This window comes from Streptomyces sp. NPDC048417 (genome assembly GCF_040651615.1).
GTDB lineage: Bacteria > Actinomycetota > Actinomycetes > Streptomycetales > Streptomycetaceae > Streptomyces.
Genome location: NZ_JBEZKI010000018.1, coordinates 168,980 through 182,059 on the forward strand (window position 1 = coordinate 168,980; position 13,080 = coordinate 182,059).

A 13,080-nucleotide genomic window follows, 5' to 3' on the forward strand; every position below is an offset into this window, starting at 1 on the left:
CCTTCGGCCTCGTGTCGGCCGCCCAGGGGCGCGGACCTGCGGTGATGAGTGCGCCCCTGCTACGTGTGGGGGCGCGTCCCTTCCGCTGCCGGCCTTTCGGTGAGGATCCCGGGAACTGAACGGCGCCCGCGTCCGACTCGTATGGAGGAGGCAGGTCGGCCAGGTAGGACGCGGGCGGTGGTGACATGCGAGCGCAGCGGGAGAGGTCCTCGGACCGCCTGGCGGCATCGGCGCGCATGAGCGTGTCCCTCCCGGTGCGGAGCCTGCGCGCGGCGGTGTTCGCCGTGCTGTGCGTGCTGCTCGCCGTCGGAGCGCATGTGCTGGCCATGGGCGGGGCGCCGCCGGTGTGGACGCAGGTCGCCGGCGGTGTGCCGGTCTTCGTGACCGGCTGTCTGCTGGGCGGCCGGGAACGGTCGCTGGCCGGCATCGGAGGCGGGACGCTGGCCGCACAGGGCGGGCTGCATCTCGCGTTCGACGCGGTACGGCCGCACGCCGGGACGGCCATGCACGGCATGCACGGCATGCGTATGGCGTCGTACGCCCATACCTATGCCCATGCCCACGCCCACGCGCTCACTCCGCACTCAACGGCCGCTCATGTCGGAGCGGCCCTGCTGCTGACCTGGTGGCTGCGGAGCGGGGAGGCCGCGCTGTGGTCGCTGCTGCGGCGGGCGGTCGTCTTCGTGCCGGGGCTCGTCGCCTGGTGGCAGATGGAGCGCGGGCTGTGGGGCGGCGGACAGCCGGTGCCGGTTCCGGCGATGGTCCGGGCCGCCCCCGACAGGACGCGGCCGACGCGGCTGCGGTACGCCGTGCACCGGCGCGGGCCGCCGACGGGGATGTCGTACGCCGTCCGACCCCGACATCCCTTCCTCAGCACGGAGATCACTCACTCATGTCCACGACACGCACCACCCTGCGCCGTGCCGGCGCCGTCACCGCCCTGACCGCCGCTGGGCTCCTCGTCGCCGCCGGTGTCGCCTCCGCGCATGTCACCGTCCATCCGGAGAGCTACGCCAAGGGGGCGACGGACGGTGTGCTGACCTTCCGTGTGCCCAACGAGGAGGACACGGCCTCCACCACCAAGGTGCAGGTTTTCCTGCCCACCGACCACCCCGTCCTCGGCGTCCTCGTCTCCCCGCGGGACGGCTGGACCGCCAAGGTGACCAACACCAAGCTCAAGACGCCGGTGAAGACCGACGACGGGACCATCAGCGACGCCGTCTCCGAGATCACCTGGACGGGCGGGAAGATCGGGGCCGGGCAGTTCGAGGACTTCGACGTCGCTTTCGGCCAGCTGCCCGAGGACGCCGACCAGCTGGCCTTCAAGACGCTGCAGACGTACTCCGACGGCAAGGTCGTGCGCTGGATCGAGGAGGCCGAGAGCGGCGGCGAGGAGCCGGAGGACCCGGCGCCGGTTCTGAAGCTCACCGCGAAGGGCGCCGACGACGACAGTGCCACGGCCGCCTCGGCCGCGGCCCCGAAGAGCGCCGACACCTCCACCTCGACCGCGGTCGGCAGTGACTCGACGGCCCGGAGTCTCGGCAGCGCCGGGTTGATCGTGGGCGTGCTGGGACTGGCCGCGGGGGGATACGCCGTGGTGCGCGGCCGGTCGGGCGCCGGGTCCCGGGGGCAGTGAGTGTCCGCCCTGCCGGCGGGGGCTCCTGTCGGCAGGGCAACGCCCGCCCCGTCGAGGCGGTCCGGCACCCATATGGCGCCCGTCACCCATTTGCCCCGGAACTCGGGCGCCGTCCGCTCCGACTACTGAGGCGGCACGGCCCGATCCGGCCGACGCCGTACGACGCGATCTGGAGACCCGTGATGGACGAGTCCCTGCCTTCCTCCTCCGGTGCGGGCACGTCGGCACTGCGCAAGTTGGCGCCGCCGCCCGCGCTCTGCGGCTTCCTTCTGCTGCTGGCCCTGGTCTTCACGGTGTCGTACGCCGTCGGAGCCGCGGCCGGGCCCGTCGCCCCCGGCATACACGGCACCGATACCGACCCGGGCGGGGGCGGGGCAGGTGGCATCGACAACGCCGACAACATGGGCAGCGTCGACAACATGGGCAACATGGGTGACATGGGGACCCTGCACGAGGGCGGCAACTGATGGGTGCCGACCCGGTGGTGGCCCTCGTGACCACCGACCTGACCGTCGGCGGCATGACCTGCGCGGCCTGCGTGACCCGCGTCGAGAAGAAGCTCGGCAGGCTGGACGGGGTGACGGCGAGCGTCAATCTGGCCACCGGCCGGGCCCGGGTGAGGCATCCGTCGCACATCGGCCCCGGCGAACTCGTCGCCACCGTCGAGAAGGCCGGGTACACGGCCGCCCTGCCCGAGCCGCCGAAGGAGAAGGCGCGGCGCGGGGAGGCGACGGACGAGGAGTCCGGGGCTGCCCCGCAGGAGCGTGCGCGGCTGCTGTTCACCGCCCTGCTCGCGCTGCCCGTCCTCGTACTGTCGATGGTGCCCGCGCTGCAGTTCCGCGACTGGCAGTGGCTGTGCTTCGTGCTCGCCGCGCCGGTCGCCGTGTGGGGTGCCTGGCCGTTCCACACCAGGGCCGTACGGGGCCTCAGGCACTCCGCGGCCACCATGGACACGCTGGTCTCGCTGGGCGTGGTCGCGTCCTTCTCCTGGTCGGCGTACGCGCTCTTCCTCGGCGGTGCCGGTGATCCCGGGATGCGGATGCCGTTCAGCCTGGTGCCCTCCGCTTCGGACGGCGTGGCGCACATCTACCTCGAAGCGGCGGTCGGCGTACCGCTGTTCGTGCTCGCCGGACGGTTCCTGGAGGGGCGCGCCCGGCGGGGAACCGGGGCGGCGCTGCGGTCGCTCGCCCGGCTCGCGGCCAAGGAGGTCGCCGTACGGGACGGGGACGATGAACGGCTGGTCCCCATCGAGCACTTGACCACGGGGCAGATCTTCGTCGTACGGCCCGGCGAGCGGATCGCCACCGACGGCGAGGTGACACAGGGGAGTTCGGCGGTGGACCTGTCCCTGGTCACCGGGGAGACCGAACCCGCCGAGGTCGGGCCCGGCTCGGCGGTGGTCGGCGGGGCCGTCAACGCCGGTGGGCTGCTGCTGGTGCGAGCCACCGCAGTGGGCGCGGACACCCGACTCGCCCGGATCACCCGGCTGGTGACCGAGGCGCAGGCCGGCAAGGCGAAGGCGCAGCGGCTGGCCGACTCGGTCGCCGGCGTCTTCGTACCCGTCGTCCTGGCGCTGGCCGTCACGGTGCTCGGGTTCTGGCTCGGCGCCGGGGCCGAGCCGCAGGCGGCGATCACCGCGTGCGTCGCCGTCCTGGTGGTGGCCTGCCCCTGCGCGCTGGGCCTCGCCACCCCGACCGCGCTGATGGCCGCCACCGGTCGCGGCGCCCAACTGGGCGTTCTCGTCGCCGGCCCGCAGGCCCTGGAGGGGCTCCAGCACCTCGACGTCGTCGTCCTGGACAAGACCGGCACTCTCACCACGGGCCAGATGAGCGTCGCCCGGATCACCGCCGTACCGGACGGACTCGGCCGGGCAGCGGCGCTGCGGCTGGCGGGGGCCGTCGAGCAGGGTTCGGAGCATCCGCTGGGCCGGGCCGTCACCGCGTACGCCCGGCGGGAACCGGGCGGACCGCTTCCCGGGGTGGCAGAGTTCCGTGCGCTGCCGGGACGGGGGGTACGCGGCCGGGTCGAGGGCCGACTGGTCGAAGTCCTGGCCCCGGACGACGCGTTGCCCACCGGTCTCACGGTGGACGAGGCCGCCGCGCACACGCCGGTGCTGGTGTGGGTGGACGGTGTGGCCGAGGCCCTGGTCGAGGTCGGGGACGTCGTACGGCCCGGCAGCTACCGGGCCGTCGACGGGCTGCGGCGGCTCGGCGTACGGCCCGTGCTCGCCACCGGCGACCGGGAGGCACCCGCCCGGGCCGTCGCGAAATCCCTCGGCATCGACGAGGTGCACGCCCGCCGCACCCCCGAGGACAAGGCCGGCCTCGTGCGAGACCTCCAGGAACAGGGCTACCGTGTCGCGTTCGTCGGCGACGGCGTGAACGACGCCGCCGCACTCGCCTGCGCCGACCTCGGCATCGCCCTGGGCACCGGCACCGACGTGGCCATCGGCGCCGCCGACGTGACCCTCGTCCGCGGTGACATCGAGGCCCTCGTGGACGCGGTACGGCTGGCCCGGCGCACCCTGGGCACGATCCGCGCCAACCTCGTCTGGGCCTTCGGCTACAACGTCGTCACCGTGCCGCTCGCCATGGTCGGCCTGCTCAACCCGATGGTGGCGGCCGCCGCGATGTCGGTCAGCTCGCTGCTGGTCGTCACCAACAGCCTGCGGCTGCGCGGCCGGTCGCCCTCGCCCGCTCCCGTCGCCCGGAGGCGTCCACGGTGACCACGCCGCCCGCACCACCCCCACCGTCGCTCTGGCGGCCGACCCGCCGCCGGCTCACCGAGACCCTGCCGGCCGCCATCGCGCCGGTCGTCGCGTTCGGCCTCGCCCTCGGCGGCCTGACGACGTGGGTCACGGCCGGGAAAGCGGGCAGTCCGCCCCGGATCGCCGTCTCGAACGGGCGGGTCTTCCCGCCGTACGGGAACAACAGGACACCGCCGCGTGCTTCGACGTCACCAACGGCGGCGGGGCGGACGACCGGCCGGTGAGGGCGACTTCCTCCGCCGCGAGCGGGGGACTCGCCCGCGGCCGCCCTCGCATGCTCGGCGGCTCCGCCGCTGCCAGGGCCGACGCGCCCTCGGTGACCGTCCCGACCGGCGGCGCGCTGTCCATGTCGCCCGCCCGCCTGGACGTCACGCTGACCGTCAGGTCCCGTCTGCGCTCGGGCGATCTCGTGCCGTTCACGCCGCACTTCGAGCACAGCGGGGCGGTCAGGATCCTCGCGGTGGTGATCCGGCCGACGGCGTGAGGGGGCAAGGTCCGGGCGTTCGTCGTGGTCCAGATCACACTCCGTGGGCTGAGTGGGGTCCCCGTCGGACATCCGTACCCCCGCATGACGACCCAAGCCCGGATGCGAGGATGAGGGGCCATGACAGCAGGGTGGTGTTCTCGCACGCTACGGGCCGCGGTGTTCGCGGCCGTGTGCGTGCTGCTCGCCGCCTTGGGCCACGTCCTGATGTCCGGCAGCCAGGTGCCCGCCTGGGCGCCGGCCACCGGCCTGGCCGGGACGGGTGCCGTCGGCTGGTGTCTGGCGGGCCGGGAACGCGGGTTGCCACTGATCGTGACGGTCGTGGTGGTCGCCCAGGCCGTACTGCATGAGGCGTTCTCCCTGGCGCAGGCGTCATCGGGCGGGACGGCCTCCATGGGCATGGCGTCCATGGGCAGGGGCTCCATGGACATGGGCTCGATGCGGATGGGCTCCATGGACTCCATGGACGGCATGGGGCACATGAGCATGAGCCGCATGGGACACGTGGATCACCTGGGGCACATGGGGCATTCGATGGACGGCGGAGGCTCGTCGTACGGCATGCTCGCCGCCCACCTGCTCGCCGCGCTCCTGACCGGTCTGTGGCTCGCGTACGGCGAGAAGGCCGCCTTCCGCATCCTGCGGGCCGTGGCCGGATGGCTGGCCGCGCCGCTACGACTGCTGCTGGCGCTGCCTCCCTTCGTCTTCTCGTCCACGCGATCACCTCCCGGGGGCCTCCGGTGGGGACGGCTGTCGTCTAGCGACAGCTGGACTCCCGAGGCCGCACCTGCGCGCCTCGGGCCCCGGCCGTACGCCCGCGCAGGCGTCGTAGCGGCATCATCCACGCCGTCGCGCCGGTGCGCCGTAGGGCCGTCTCCCCCTCACCGGGCCGCTCGCGCCGTCGCGCGCGCCGGCCCGGATCACGGATCCCGAGAAGGACACCAGGTGATCACCTCTGCCCTGCTTGATTCGCACCGCGATACGGACAGCCCGGCATCCGTCGACGAGTCGACCACCGCCCGCGCGCTGGCGGCCCGAGGCGGTGACCCCGGCGCCGTCGAGGACTTCGTCAGCGCTCTGCATCGCGATGTCCTGCGGTACGTCGCCCACTTGTGCGGTGACCCGCAGGCCGTCGAGGACCTCGCCCAGGACACCTTCCTGCGCGCGCTCGGCAGCCTGCACCGCTTCGAGGGCCGTTCCTCGGCACGGGCGTGGCTGCTGTCCATCGCCCGCCGTGCGGTCGTCGACAGCTACCGTCACGCGGCCGCCCGGCCCCGGCTGTCCTGCGCACCGGACTGGCAGCTGGCCGTCGAACTGGCCCAGCCCCGTGGCCTGCCCGGATTCGACGACGGCATCGTGCTGCTGGATCTGCTGGCCGCGCTGCCCGACGAGCGCCGGGAGGCGTTCGTCCTCACCCAGCTGCTCGGCCTCCCGTACGCGGAGGCGGCCGAGGTCAGCGACTGCCCGGTCGGCACGGTCCGCTCCCGTGTGGCCCGCGCCCGGGCGACCCTGATGGAGCTGCTGGACGAGGCGGAGGGGACCGTGGTGCCGGCGGCGATCTGAGCCAGGTTTCGCCCCCGCCCCCGACCAGGGGGCGGGGGCGACGAGGAGCCATGTCGCACCCCGCCGCCTCGACGATCACAGCGTCAGCGACGGCCACGACCTGCCGTAGCTGTCGAGGCACGACCTCGTGGGGAGCTGGTCAGGTGGTGGCGGGGGTGTGGAAGTAGTGGCCCTTGGCGAGGTCTTCGAGCAGGGTGGGGTGGGTGGGCTGCCAGTCGAGCAGTTCGCGGGTCAGGGTGTTCGACACCGGGACGTCGAGGCTCATGAACGGGCTCAGCCAGGTGAAGTGCTCCGCCGCCGTTTCGGGGGCCACGGAGGTCACCGGTACGTCGAGGTGGCGGCCGATCGCCGCGGCGATGTCGCGGAGCGCGACGCCCTCCTCCGCGACGCCGTGCAGCGCCGATCCGGCGGGCGCCTTCTCGACGGCCAGGCGGAACAGCCGTGCGATGTCGAGACGGTGGACCGCCGGCCAGCGGTTGGCGCCGTCGCCGATGTAGGCGGAGACCTTCTGGGCGCGGGCGGTGGCGACCAGGTGCGGCACCCAGGCGTAGTCCCCCTCGCCGTGGACGGTCGGAGAGACCCGCACCGCCGATGAGCGGACGCCGCGCGAGGCGAACGCGAGCGCGGCCTGGGCGGTGGCCGACCGGGTCACATACGGCGAGCCGTCGATGGCGGGCGCATCCTGCTCGGTCACCGGGCGCCCCGTCGGGAAGCCGATGAAGCCGGTGGCGAGGACAAGGGGGCGATCCGTGCCGGCGAGCGAATCCCCGAAGGTGTCGACGACGCGGCGATCGGCGTCGGCGGCGCCCTGGTAATCGCCGGTGAACGCGCGCTCGCCATTGAAGGCGAGGTGGATCACCCCGTCCGACGCGGCGGCCGTGTCCCGCAGCACCTCGAGGTCGTCGAGGGTGCCGCGGACGACCTCCACGCCGGCCGCGGTGAGTACGGCGGCGGAGGCGTCGGAGCGGGCGAGCCCGACGACCTGGTGCCCCGCGCCGATGAGCTCGGGAACGACAGCGGAGCCGATGAAGCCGGACGCGCCGGTCACAAAGATGCGCATGGGATACCCCAACACTTGATTGCAGTTACTGCACTTCAGTTACTGCAATCGACCTTAACATCTGATTGCAGTCACTGAAATCACGTAGAATCCGCCCATGGGTAGATGGCAGCCGAACGCGCGCGAGCGCCTGGCGGCCGCGGCGCTGGAGCTCTACAGCGAGCGCGGATACGAGCAGACCACCGTGGCGGAGATCGCCAAGCGCGCCGGGCTCACGGAGCGGACCTTCTTCAATCACTACGCCGACAAGCGCGAGGTGCTGTTCGCCACCGCCGGCGAGTTCCAGGACCGGTTCGTGGGGGCGGTCTCCGGTGCCCTGAAGTCCGTGGCGCCGATCGACGCTCTGGCCGTGGGTCTTGACGCGATCGCCGAGATGCTCACCGGCCAACGCGACTTCGTACGCACCCGACAGGCCGTGATCATGTCGAACCCCGAGCTCCAGGAGCGCGACCTGATCAAGCTCGCCTCGACCTCGGCCGCGCTCGCCGACGCCCTGCGCCGACACGACGTCGCGGAACCGGACGCGAGCCTGGTCGCCGAGGCGGGGGTCGCCCTCTTCAAGGTCGGCTTCCATCGCTGGATCGCGGCGGACGAGGAACGCGAACTGTCGCTGTTGATGCGGGAGGCACTGGCCGCACTCAAGGCCGTGACCGCGGGCGCTTAGTGCGCGGCAGGACCCCGACGCCCGGCCAGAGCGTGGGCCTGAGGCGCCCGTACGCTTCTCTCGTGCTGGAGGCCGGGAAGAAGGGACCCAGGGCGATCGATAGTGTCCTGAGCGTAGATCCGACCGGCCGACGTGCGTAGCAGCGAGGTGAGAGCCCACATGTTCACCACCCGACCCACCCTCCAGGGCACCTTCGGCATGGTGTCCTCCACGCACTGGCTGGCCTCCCAGTCGGCGATGGCGGTCCTGGAGAACGGCGGCAACGCCTACGACGCGGCCGTCGCGGGCGCGTTCGTCCTGCACGTGGTCGAGCCGCACCTCAACGGGCCCGCCGGCGAGGTGCCGATCCTGCTCGCCCCGGCCGGTGGTGAGGTGCGCGTGCTGTGCGGGCAGGGCGTGGCCCCGGCCGGCGCCACGGTCGCCCACTACCGGGGACTCGGCCTGAACCTGGTCCCCGGCACCGGCCCGCTGGCCGCGGCCGTTCCCGGCGCCTTCGACGCCTGGCTGCTCCTGCTGCGCGACCACGGCACCAAGCCGTTGGAGGAGATCCTGGCGTACGCCATCGGGTACGCCGAGCACGGGCACCCGCCCGTGGAGGGCGTCGGCGCGACGGTGGCGAGCGTACGGGAGCTGTTCGAGACCGAGTGGACCTCGTCGGCGGAGCTGTACCTGCCCGGCGGCCGTGAGCCCCGGCCCGGCGAGTTGTTCCGCAACCCCGCCCTCGCCGCCACCTGGAAGCGGCTGCTCGCCGAGACCGCCGGCGCCGGGGACCGGGAGGCGCGGATCGATGCGGCCCGCGAGGTATGGCGCACCGGCTTCGTCGCCGAGGCCCTGGTCCGGCAGGCCGCCCGCCCCACCATGGACACCAGCGGCGAGCGGCACACCGGCACCCTCACCGCCGCCGACCTGGCCGGCTGGTCCGCGAGCTACGAGACCCCGGTGTCCTACGACTGGAACGGCTGGACCGTGTGCAAAGCGGGCCCTTGGAGCCAGGGCCCGGCCCTCCTCCAGCAGCTCGCCCTGCTGCCGCCCGAGCTGTCCGAGCTGCCCGGGTACGGCTCCGCCGACTACCTGCACCTCCTCATCGAGGGCTGCAAGCTCGCCATGGCCGACCGCGAGGCGTGGTACGGGGACGCGGCCGAGGTGCCGCTGGCCGAACTGCTCTCCGACGCGTACAACGCCGAGCGGCGCGGCCTGGTCGGCGCCAAGGCCTCCGAGGAGCTGCGGCCCGGCAGTCCCGGTGGACGCGTGCCCCGGCTGCCCGGGTACGCGCGCGTGGAGGCCGCGAGCGGCACCGCCTTCGACCCGTTGGGCGCGGGCGAGCCCACGGTCGCGCAGGTCGCCGCCGACGGCACCACCCGGGGCGACACCTGCCACCTGGACGTCGTCGACCGCTGGGGCAACATGATCGCGGCCACCCCCAGCGGCGGCTGGCTCCAGTCCAACCCCGTCGTCCCCGAACTGGGCTTCCCGCTGGGCACCCGGCTGCAGATGGCCTGGCTGGAGGAGGGCCTGCCGAACTCGCTCACCCCCGGCCGCCGGCCCCGCACCACGCTCACCCCGTCGATCGCCCTGCGCGACGGCGTCCCGGTGCTGGCCTTCGGCACGCCCGGCGGCGACCAGCAGGACCAGTGGCAGCTGCACTTCTTCCTGGCCGTCGCGCTGCGCGGCGAGGTGCGCGGCGGGCTCGACCTCCAGGGCGCGATCGACGCCCCGAACTGGCACAACGACAGTTTCCCCAGCTCCTTCTATCCGCGCGGGCGCCGCCCCGGAAGTGTGACCGTCGAGTCGCGGACGGACTCCGCAGTGGTGGCCGAGCTACGGCGGCGCGGCCATGACGTGACGGTCGGGCCGGGCTGGTCGGAGGGGCGGCTGTGCGCGGTGGCCCGGGACCCGGGGACCGGGGTGCTGTCGGCGGGGGCGAATCCGCGCGGGATGCAGGGGTACGCGGTGGGGCGCTGACCCCGCACCGGCGGCACCGGCTGTTCGTCCGTATTCCATGCGCCATACATCAAACCGGTGGGGATTGTCAGTGACGCGTGCTCTCATGGAGGCATGATCGAAGCAACGGAGACCATCGACGAGTTTCTCCTGGAGCACGCCGGTGACGTCGAGGACGCCATCCGCAAGGCCGCCCGGACCGAGATCCTGCCCCGCTGGCGCCGGCTCGCCGACCACGAGGTCGACCAGAAGAGCGGGCCGCACGACCTGGTGACGGACGCCGACCGGCTCGCCGAGCGGTATCTCACCGCGACACTCGGGCCGCTCCTGCCCGGCTCCGTGGTGGTCGGCGAGGAGGCGGTGCACGCCGACCCGGAGACCTACGACGCACTCCAGGGCGACGCGCCGGTGTGGATCGTCGACCCGGTCGACGGCACCCGCCAGTTCGTGCGCGGCGAGGACGGCTTCTGCACGCTGGTGGCGCTCGTCCACCGGGGCGTCCTGCTCGCCTCCTGGACCTACGCCCCGGCCCGTGACCAACTCGCCACGGCGGTACGGGGGAAGGGCGCCTTCCTCGACGGCGAGCGGCTGCTCTCCGGTGCGCCCGCGGCGGGTCGGGACCTGCGCGTAGCCACCTCCCACCCGGACTACACGACCGACGCGCAGAAGCGCGCTCTGTTCCCTCTGTGGACCGACGGCGTCGCCCCGCGCGCCTGCGGCTCGGCGGGCCTGGAGTATCTCGCCGTCGCCCGCGGCGAGTTGGACGCGACGGCGTTCTCCTGGGAGGCCGCCTGGGACCACGCGGCCGGGCTGCTGCTGGTCGAGGAGGCGGGCGGCGCCCACCTCACCCTCGCCGGCGAGCCGTTCCGGATCACGGGCGGCAACACCCTGCCGTTCACCGCGGCCCGCGACGCGGCCACCGCCCACCGGGTGGCGGACCTGCTGCGGAACCCGCACTGGTAACCCAGACGAGGGCGGTGTCAGTCCTCCGGCATATCCTGAACCCGAGTGGCCAATCGGCTGACGAAGGGGTGCGAAGGTGCCGTCGATGCTCGATGCGGTCGTGGTGGGGGCGGGGCCGAACGGCCTGACGGCCGCCGTGGAGCTGGCCCGGCGCGGCTTCTCCGTCGCCGTCTTCGAGGCGCGTGACACCGTGGGCGGCGGCGCCCGCACCGAGGAACTCACGCTGCCCGGCTTCCGGCACGACCCGTGCTCCGCGGCGCACCCGCTCGGCATCAACTCGCCCGCGTTCCGCGCCCTGCCCCTGGAGCGCTACGGCCTGGAGTGGCTGCACCCCGAGCTGCCGATGGCCCACCCCTTCCCGGACGGCCGGGCCGCCGTACTCGCCCGCTCGGTCGCCGAGACGGCGGCCTCCCTCGGACCGCGCGACGCCGGCACCTACCGCAGGCTGGTCGAGCCGTTCCTGCCCAAGTGGGACACCCTGGTCCGGGACTTCATGTCCCTGCCGCTGACCGCGCTGCCCCGCGACCCGGTCACCCTGGCCCGCTTCGGCCTGGTCGGGCTGCCGCCCGCCACCCTCCTGCTGCGCCGCTTCCGCGACGAGCGGGCCAGGACCCTCTTCGCCGGCCTCGTCGCCCATGTCATGGCCCCGCTCGGCGGCCTCGCGACCGGCGCCGTCGGCCTGGTCTTCGCGCTCGCCGCACACGCCCGCGGCTGGCCGGTGGCCCGAGGCGGCTCGCAGGCCATCTCCGACGCCCTCGCCGCCTATCTCAAGGACCTCGGCGGCGCGATCCACACCGACTACGAGGTCAAGCGCCTCGACGACCTGCCGCCCGCGCGGTCGTACATCTTCGACACCTCGCCGACCGCACTCGCCCGTATCGCCGGCCTCGGCAACTACTACCGGGACTACCGGTACGGCCCGGGCGTCTTCAAGATCGACTACGCGCTGGACGGGCCGGTTCCGTGGACGGCGCCGGAGGCCCGCCGGGCCGGGACGGTGCAGATCGGCGCGGACAGCGCGGAGATCGGCACCGCCCTGCGCGCCGCCTCCCGCGAGGGCCGCGCCCCCGACCGGCCGTTCATGATCACCGTGCAGCCCGGGGTCGTGGACCCCTCCCGCGCTCCCGAGGGCAAGCAGGTCTTCTGGGCGTACGCCCATGTGCCCAGCGGCTGGACCGGCGACCTCACCGACGTGATGGAACGTCAACTGGAGCGCTTCGCCCCGGGGTTCCGCGACCGCGTGCTGGCCCGCGCCACCGCCGGACCCGCCGAACTCGCCGCCCGCAACGCGAACTACGTCGGCGGCGACATCGGCACCGGCGCGGTCTCCGGCCTGCAGATCCTGCTGCGCCCCAAGCTCTCCCTGTTCCCGTACGGCACCCCGCATCCGGCCGTCTTCATCTGCTCGTCGGCCACCCCTCCCGGCCCAGGGGTACACGGCATGTCGGGGCACAACGCGGCCAAGGCCGTGTGGAGGAGGCTGAGACAGTCATGACCCGCATCACGCTCGTCCAGGGTGACATCACCCGGCAGACCGCCGACGCGATCGTCAACGCGGCCAACTCGTCCCTGCTCGGCGGCGGGGGCGTCGACGGCGCCATCCACCGGCGGGGCGGCCCCGCGATCCTGGAGGACTGCCGCAGACTCCGCGCGGGTCACTACGGCAAGGGCCTGCCCACCGGCCAGGCCGTCGCCACCACCGCCGGCGAACTGGACGCCCACTGGGTCATCCACTCCGTCGGTCCCGTCCACTCCCCGAGCGAGGACCGCTCCGAGCTGCTGGCCTCCTGCTACCGCGAGTCCCTGAAGCGCGCCGACGAACTCGGCGCCCGCACGGTCGCGTTCCCCGCCGTCTCCACCGGGATCTACGGCTGGCCGCTGGACGACGGCGCCCGGATCGCCGTGGCGACCGTCCGGGACGCGGACACGGCCGTCGAGGAGGTCCGGTTCGTGCTCTTCGACGAGCGGGCCTACGAGGCGTTCGCCGCGCAGCTGACCTGAG

12 protein-coding genes are annotated in these 13,080 nt (G+C 73.5%); 11 read left to right on the forward strand and 1 reads right to left on the reverse strand.

The features are described from left to right. The first annotated feature begins 236 nt into the window (after positions 1–236). The 6 genes from AB0D59_RS27925 to AB0D59_RS27950 all read left to right on the forward strand — a co-directional run bounded on the left by AB0D59_RS27925 (position 237) and on the right by AB0D59_RS27950 (position 6,450). Positions 237–944 (forward strand): hypothetical protein, encoded by a 708-nt coding sequence (locus AB0D59_RS27925; RefSeq protein WP_362570760.1) that lies wholly within the window; start codon positions 237–239, stop codon positions 942–944. Further along, positions 893–1,636, forward strand: coding sequence for a YcnI family protein (locus tag AB0D59_RS27930; RefSeq protein ID WP_362570762.1), 744 nt, complete (start codon positions 893–895; stop codon positions 1,634–1,636). The genes AB0D59_RS27925 and AB0D59_RS27930 overlap by 52 nt, the downstream gene beginning before the upstream one ends. Positions 1,637–1,818: 182 nt before the next feature. After that, the gene (locus AB0D59_RS27935) at positions 1,819–2,103 is read left to right on the forward strand and encodes a hypothetical protein (protein WP_362570765.1); all 285 of its coding nucleotides are present in this window, start codon (positions 1,819–1,821) and stop codon (positions 2,101–2,103) included. Next, positions 2,103–4,361: a heavy metal translocating P-type ATPase gene (locus AB0D59_RS27940; protein WP_362570768.1), complete on the forward strand. Its 2,259-nt coding sequence runs from the start codon at positions 2,103–2,105 to the stop codon at positions 4,359–4,361. Before AB0D59_RS27935 ends, AB0D59_RS27940 begins: the two co-directional genes overlap by 1 nt. 124 nt (positions 4,362–4,485) lie before the next feature. Continuing rightward, a complete protein-coding gene (locus tag AB0D59_RS27945) occupies positions 4,486–4,887 on the forward strand; it encodes a copper chaperone PCu(A)C (protein ID WP_362570771.1) in 402 nt (133 codons plus the stop codon). 945 nt (positions 4,888–5,832) lie between these two features. After that, the gene (locus AB0D59_RS27950; protein ID WP_362570929.1) at positions 5,833–6,450 is read left to right on the forward strand and encodes a sigma-70 family RNA polymerase sigma factor; all 618 of its coding nucleotides are present in this window, start codon (positions 5,833–5,835) and stop codon (positions 6,448–6,450) included. 139 nt (positions 6,451–6,589) lie between these two features. Here the strand turns inward: AB0D59_RS27950 and AB0D59_RS27955 are convergent, their stop codons facing one another. Next, positions 6,590–7,510, reverse strand: a complete 921-nt coding sequence (locus AB0D59_RS27955) for an SDR family oxidoreductase (RefSeq protein WP_362570774.1) — start codon at positions 7,508–7,510, stop codon at positions 6,590–6,592. A 97-nt stretch (positions 7,511–7,607) separates the two neighbouring features. Here AB0D59_RS27955 and AB0D59_RS27960 point away from each other — a divergent pair, with 97 nt between their 5' ends. The 5 genes from AB0D59_RS27960 to AB0D59_RS27980 all read left to right on the forward strand — a co-directional run bounded on the left by AB0D59_RS27960 (position 7,608) and on the right by AB0D59_RS27980 (position 13,079). Further along, entirely contained in the window at positions 7,608–8,174 is a 567-nt protein-coding gene (locus AB0D59_RS27960) for a TetR family transcriptional regulator (protein ID WP_362570777.1), read from the forward strand. 159 nt (positions 8,175–8,333) lie between these two features. Next, positions 8,334–10,136 carry a gamma-glutamyltransferase gene (locus AB0D59_RS27965; RefSeq protein ID WP_362570780.1) on the forward strand — a complete coding sequence of 601 codons (1,803 nt, stop codon included), beginning with the start codon at positions 8,334–8,336 and terminating at the stop codon, positions 10,134–10,136. 93 nt (positions 10,137–10,229) lie between these two features. Beyond that, positions 10,230–11,078, forward strand: a complete 849-nt coding sequence (locus AB0D59_RS27970; protein WP_362570783.1) for an inositol monophosphatase family protein — start codon at positions 10,230–10,232, stop codon at positions 11,076–11,078. An 85-nt stretch (positions 11,079–11,163) separates the two neighbouring features. Continuing rightward, complete coding sequence (locus AB0D59_RS27975) at positions 11,164–12,573, forward strand: NAD(P)/FAD-dependent oxidoreductase (RefSeq protein WP_362570786.1); 1,410 nt, start codon at positions 11,164–11,166, stop codon at positions 12,571–12,573. Beyond that, positions 12,570–13,079 (forward strand): O-acetyl-ADP-ribose deacetylase, encoded by a 510-nt coding sequence (locus tag AB0D59_RS27980; protein WP_362570788.1) that lies wholly within the window; start codon positions 12,570–12,572, stop codon positions 13,077–13,079. Before AB0D59_RS27975 ends, AB0D59_RS27980 begins: the two co-directional genes overlap by 4 nt. The last annotated feature ends 1 nt before the right edge of the window (position 13,080 follow it).